Source organism: Photobacterium sp. OFAV2-7 (assembly GCF_022347985.1).
Lineage (GTDB): Bacteria > Pseudomonadota > Gammaproteobacteria > Enterobacterales > Vibrionaceae > Photobacterium.
On the sequence record NZ_JAKRFQ010000286.1, the window covers coordinates 1 to 5,609 of the forward strand.

General features: G+C 49.1%; 7 protein-coding genes. 5 read left to right on the top strand and 2 right to left on the bottom strand.

Annotated features, from left to right (window positions below):
- Together MHN01_RS14765 and map are read right to left on the bottom strand one after the other, a co-directional pair.
- The coding region (locus tag MHN01_RS14765; RefSeq protein WP_239412044.1) for a nucleotidyltransferase domain-containing protein at positions 1-591 on the bottom strand (591 nt) is incomplete at its 3' end.
- 102 nt (positions 592-693) lie between these two features.
- Positions 694-1,569, bottom strand: a complete 876-nt coding sequence (map, locus tag MHN01_RS14770; RefSeq protein ID WP_239412045.1) for a type I methionyl aminopeptidase — start codon at positions 1,567-1,569, stop codon at positions 694-696.
- Between the two features lie 323 nt (positions 1,570-1,892).
- Between map and rpsB the strand changes: the two genes are divergently transcribed.
- The 5 genes from rpsB to uppS all read left to right on the top strand — a co-directional run.
- Complete coding sequence (gene rpsB / locus MHN01_RS14775) at positions 1,893-2,621, top strand: 30S ribosomal protein S2 (RefSeq protein WP_139310444.1); 729 nt, start codon at positions 1,893-1,895, stop codon at positions 2,619-2,621.
- Positions 2,622-2,734: 113 nt separating this feature from the next.
- Positions 2,735-3,580, top strand: a complete 846-nt coding sequence (tsf, locus tag MHN01_RS14780; RefSeq protein ID WP_239412046.1) for a translation elongation factor Ts — start codon at positions 2,735-2,737, stop codon at positions 3,578-3,580.
- 92 nt (positions 3,581-3,672) lie between these two features.
- Positions 3,673-4,401 carry a UMP kinase gene (pyrH, locus tag MHN01_RS14785; RefSeq protein WP_239412047.1) on the top strand — a complete coding sequence of 243 codons (729 nt, stop codon included), beginning with the start codon at positions 3,673-3,675 and terminating at the stop codon, positions 4,399-4,401.
- Between the two features lie 85 nt (positions 4,402-4,486).
- The gene (gene frr / locus MHN01_RS14790) at positions 4,487-5,044 is read left to right on the top strand and encodes a ribosome recycling factor (protein WP_075762715.1); all 558 of its coding nucleotides are present in this window, start codon (positions 4,487-4,489) and stop codon (positions 5,042-5,044) included.
- Between the two features lie 82 nt (positions 5,045-5,126).
- Positions 5,127-5,609 (top strand): polyprenyl diphosphate synthase (uppS, locus tag MHN01_RS14795; protein ID WP_255725282.1); only part of this gene is annotated, 483 nt, incomplete at its 3' end.

Sequence of the window (5,609 nt, forward strand, 5' to 3'; positions counted from 1 at the left end):
GGTCGTGTCGTGATAGCGGGCGTGGCGAACCTTTTGCTCTTCCAGCTTGGCCCGGTAAAACTCCTCACTGGGCCAGAACTTACCGGAGTTGATTTGCTCTTCCAGGCACTGGAACGTATCGGGGTTACCGCATAGCAGGCGAGACTCTTGCAAATTGGTCGCCACGGTCAGATCTTCAAGACCAATTTCAATACAGTCGTCGAGGGTACGGACACTGTGGCCTACTTCCAGCCTCAAATCCCAGAGAAAGGTAAGAAACTCACTGACCGTCTTGCCAGTCGGCTCATCCAGCGGCTGATCGCTGAGCAGTAAAATATCCACATCGGAAAGCGGGTGAAGCTCGCCGCGGCCATATCCGCCCACGGCAATCAGTGCCAGCTCGTTGTGCTTGTCGAGGCCGAAGTGCTGCCATAAGCGCTGTAGCAGGGTATCGATAAAACCGGCGCGGGCTTCGACCAGCTCGGTGACCGGTGTGCGGTTTGCAAACTGCTGTATTTGCTGGGCGGCAAACTGCTCCAGTTCACTGCGCAGGGCGTCTTGAGAGAAAGGCTCGGGAGAGAGCTGCTCCTCGGCTGAAAAAGTATCTGTCATCGCATTCCGTGCCATGTTGTGAATCGGTATGGGTATTACTATAACTGTACAAGAATAAATAGGAAGGTATAAAAAAGCCGACCTATTGGTCGGCTCCGAGGATTAGTTGCGCATGAGGCGAGGAATGCTTTCCTCCGCGCGCAGGGTCAGCACTTCACAGCCAGTCTCGGTCACAACGATAGTGTGTTCGTACTGGGCCGACTTCTTGCCGTCACCGGTATATACCGTCCAGTCATCAGCGGCATCAACGGTACAACCGAATTTGCCGGCATTGATCATAGGTTCGATAGTAAAGCACATACCTGCTTTCAGCACCGTACGGTCGCCATTGCGATAATGGACCACCTGAGGCTCTTCGTGGAAGTCACTGCCGATACCGTGGCCGCAGAAGTCTTTAACAATAGAGTACTTGTTTAAAGGGTTCTTCTTGTTGTTGTCCTTGATGAACTTCTCAATCGCAGTACCGATATCACCGACGCGAGCACCAGGCTTCACTTTGCGCATACCGACGTAAAGGGCTTCCTGGGTAACGCGACACAGGCGTTTATCGGCAGGCGTGACATCACCGACCAGGAACATCTTTGACGTGTCGCCGTGGTAGCCTTTCGGACGTACGCTCAGATCAGCATTTTCGTCGTTCGGCACAATAACCGTGATATCGACGTTGATGATGTCGCCGTTTTTAAGTACGGCTGGCTTCATCTGGCCGTTGCTACCGATCTCGTCCTGGCTGGCTGGGATGCCGTGGCAAACGATGTGGTTGATCGACGTACAGATAGATTTTGGAAAACCGTGGTAATCAAGCGGGGCCGAGTAGGCACCTTTTTCCAACGCATAATCATGACAGATCTGGTTTAGCTCTTCTGTCGTCACACCTTCTTTGATGTGAGGTTCGATCATTTCCAGCACATCCGCAGCCAAACGGCCTGCGACGCGCATTTTTTCAATTTCATCAGCCGTTTTGATCTTGATGCTCATCCAATCTTCTCTACATTGACGGTTTTCTATGGGATATATGGTAACAGTGAGGGCGCTGGATGGAAACCAAGTTTGGCGCCCTCAACTATAATTAGGCTAGATTTTGGTTGATGAAATATGGTATAAAGCGCGCCGTAATTAGCTAACTTGTGTTTCGACCCTGCTGGTTAAATTACCGCTAACATTTATTAATCACTCACACATATCGGCACATTCTCCGGGGTGCTCATCAGTCTTTCGCGAGGCTGCAGGTTTGCAGTAATGCAAATCATGGGTCGGTAGAATGGGGTATGTGGACGCCTAACCCCATAGAGGAATATTCAATGGCAACTGTATCAATGCGCGACATGCTTAAGGCTGGTGTTCACTTCGGTCACCAAACTCGTTACTGGAACCCAAAAATGAAGCCATTCATCTTTGGTGCTCGTAACAAGGTGCACATCATCAACCTTGAGAAAACTGTACCAATGTTCAACGACGCTCTTGCTGAAATCAACAAGATTTCTGCTCGCAAGGGTAAGGTTCTTTTTGTTGGTACTAAGCGTGCAGCCAGCGAATCAATCAAAGAAGCTGCGATTAACTGTGACCAGTTCTACGTGAACAACCGCTGGTTGGGCGGTATGCTGACTAACTGGAAAACTGTTCGCCAGTCAATCAAGCGTCTAAAAGACCTAGAAGTTCAGTCTACTGACGGTACTTTCGACAAGCTAACCAAGAAAGAAGCGCTAATGCGTACTCGTGAAATGGAGAAGCTTGAGAAGTCACTTGGCGGTATCAAGAACATGGGTGGCCTACCAGACGCTATGTTCGTAATCGATGCTGATCACGAGCACATCGCTATTAAAGAAGCGAACAACCTGGGTATTCCAGTATTTGCAGTAGTAGATACTAACTCTAACCCAGACGGCGTTGACTTCGTTATCCCAGGTAACGATGACGCAATCCGTTCTATCCAGCTTTACACTGGTGCTGTAGCTCAAACTGTAACTGAAGGTCGTAATCAAGACATCGTTGCACAAGCTGAGCAAGACGGTTTCGTAGAAGCTGAGTAATAGCCAGCTCCTTTGAGCATCTTAAGTTACCTTGTGTAAACTAAGTATGGTTACCAGGGGCCGAATAGGGCCCCTGATTTTTATACCAAGTATTCAAAACTGAGGATATAACAATGGCAACAGTTACAGCTGCCCTAGTTAAAGAACTGCGTGAACGTACTGGCGCAGGCATGATGGAATGTAAAAAAGCGCTTGTTGAAGCGAACGCTGACATCGAACTAGCGATCGAAAACATGCGTAAGAGTGGTGCTGCTAAGGCTGCTAAAAAAGCTGGCCGTGTTGCTGCTGAAGGCGCAATCCTAGTTAAGGAAGCTGAAGGTCTTGCTGCAATCCTAGAAGTTAACTGTGAAACAGACTTCGTTGCTAAAGATGCAAGCTTCCTAGCTTTCGCTAACGAAGCTCTAGACGCTGCAGTAGCTGAGAAGCTAGACACTGCTGCTCTACAGGCTAAGTTCGAAGAAACGCGTGCAGCACTTGTTGCTAAGATCGGTGAGAACATCTCTATCCGTCGCGTAGAATTCATCGAAGGTGCTAAAGTTGGTTCTTACCGCCACGGCGACCGTATCGGTGTTGTTGTTGCTGCAGACGCTGAAGCTGAAGTAATCAAGCACGTTGCAATGCACGTTGCTGCTTCTAAGCCTGAGTACGTAACTCCTGAAGATGTACCAGCTGACGTTGTTGAGAAAGAAAAGCAAATCCAGATCGAAATTGCTATGCAGTCTGGCAAGCCAGCTGAAATCGCAGAGAAGATGGTTGTTGGTCGTATGAAGAAGTTCACTGGCGAAGTTTCTCTAACTGGCCAGGCGTTCATCATGGACCCATCTCAGACTGTTGGTCAGATGCTGAAAGAAAAAGGCGCTTCTGTTTCTAACTTCATCCGTTTCGAAGTTGGTGAAGGTATCGAGAAAGCTCAAGAAATGAGCTTCGCTGAAGAAGTTGCAGCTGTTCAGAAGGGTTAATCCTTCTTGAAACGAACTCTAAAGACCGTAGCCAAGGCTGCGGTCTTTTTACAACTCCATATCTCTATTTGTAAGCCTGGAAGGTAAACCTAATGACCACAAATCCTAAACCGACTTATCAACGAATTTTGCTGAAACTCAGCGGTGAAGCACTGCAGGGCGACGAAGGTTTTGGTATTGACGCGCAAGTTCTTGACCGTATGGCTCAGGAAATCAAAGAACTTATTGAACTGGGTGTGCAAGTTGGCCTGGTTATTGGTGGTGGTAATCTCTTCCGTGGTGCAGGCCTTGCAGAAGCCGGTATGAACCGAGTTGTGGGCGATCACATGGGTATGTTGGCGACCGTGATGAATGGCTTGGCGATGCGTGATGCGTTGCACCGTGCCTATGTGAACGCTCGAGTGATGTCTGCTATTCCGCTAAATGGTGTATGTGACAACTACAACTGGGCTGATGCGATCAGCCAGTTGCGTCAGGGTCGCGTGGTGATTTTCTCTGCCGGTACGGGTAACCCGTTCTTTACCACTGACTCTGCTGCTTGCCTGCGCGGTATCGAAATCGAAGCCGACGTGGTACTGAAAGCAACAAAAGTTGACGGTGTATTCACAGATGACCCAGTTAAAAACCCAGAAGCTGTTCTTTATGATAAGCTTGGTTACAATGACGTTCTTGAAAAAGAACTGAAAGTGATGGACTTAGCAGCATTTACACTTGCTCGTGACCACGGCATGCCGATTCGTGTCTTTAACATGAACAAGCCAGGTTCTCTGCGCCGTGTGGTAATGGGCGAGCAAGAAGGCACTTTGATTTCGAACGACTAAGCTTCTAGCGAGTAAGTTCTGTCGACACATTCTGAACGGGAGCGTAGTCGCTCCCGCTTTGACCGAATCATTAAGGGTATTAATCGTGATTGATGAAATTAAACAAGATGCGCAAGAGCGCATGGGCAAAAGCGTTGAAGCGCTGAAAAACCAACTGGCAAAAGTGCGTACTGGCCGTGCTCACCCAAGCCTGCTTGATACTATCTTCGTAGAATACTACGGTGCCAACACGCCGCTTAAGCAGCTGGCAAACGTTGTTGCTGAAGATTCCCGTACACTGGCAATCACTGTTTTCGATAAAGAGCTGACGCAGAAAGTCGAAAAAGCAATCATGATGTCTGACCTGGGGCTGAACCCTATGTCTGCGGGTACGGTTATCCGTGTTCCTCTTCCTCCGCTAACGGAAGAGCGTCGTCGTGACCTGGTTAAGATCGTTCGTGCCGAAGCCGAGCAGGGCCGTGTTGCTGTTCGTAACATCCGTCGTGATGCCAATGCTGATGTTAAAGCACTGCTGAAAGAGAAAGAAATTTCTGAAGATGATGACCGTCGTGCTCAGGATGAGATCCAGAAAATCACTGATGCTGCGGTTAAGAACATTGATGCCGTGCTGGAAGCGAAAGAAAAAGAGCTAATGGAAGTATAAGGCCTGACGCGCCTTTATTAGCTTGATGAGACTTGAGGCGCTGTGCGTGCAGCACGGCGCTTTTCTTTTTTGAGGGAGATGTATGGCAGAGCATACAATCGAAAATGCACTTTCTGCTGATAATTTGCCAAAGCATATTGCCGTTATTATGGATGGCAATGGCCGCTGGGCAAAAGCGAAAGGCAAAGCTCGAGTGTTTGGCCATAAGGCCGGCGTAGAAGCCGTACGAAAAACCGTCTCGACGGCAAGTCGCCTCGGTATCAAGGTGGTAACACTTTTTGCTTTCAGTAGCGAAAACTGGCGCCGTCCGGAAGACGAGGTGTCGTTGCTGATGGAACTCTTCATGACTGTGCTTGGTCGTGAAGTGAAGCGTCTGCACAAGAACAATATCCGGTTACGGATCATCGGTGATAAGACCCGTTTCAGCCAGCGATTGCAGAAGAAAATCGCCGAGGCTGAGTTGTTGACTGCTGACAATACCGGGATGGTGCTGAATATCGCGGCCAACTACGGTGGTCAGTGGGATATCCTGCAGGCGGCAAAGCGCTTGGTGAACCAAGCGGCC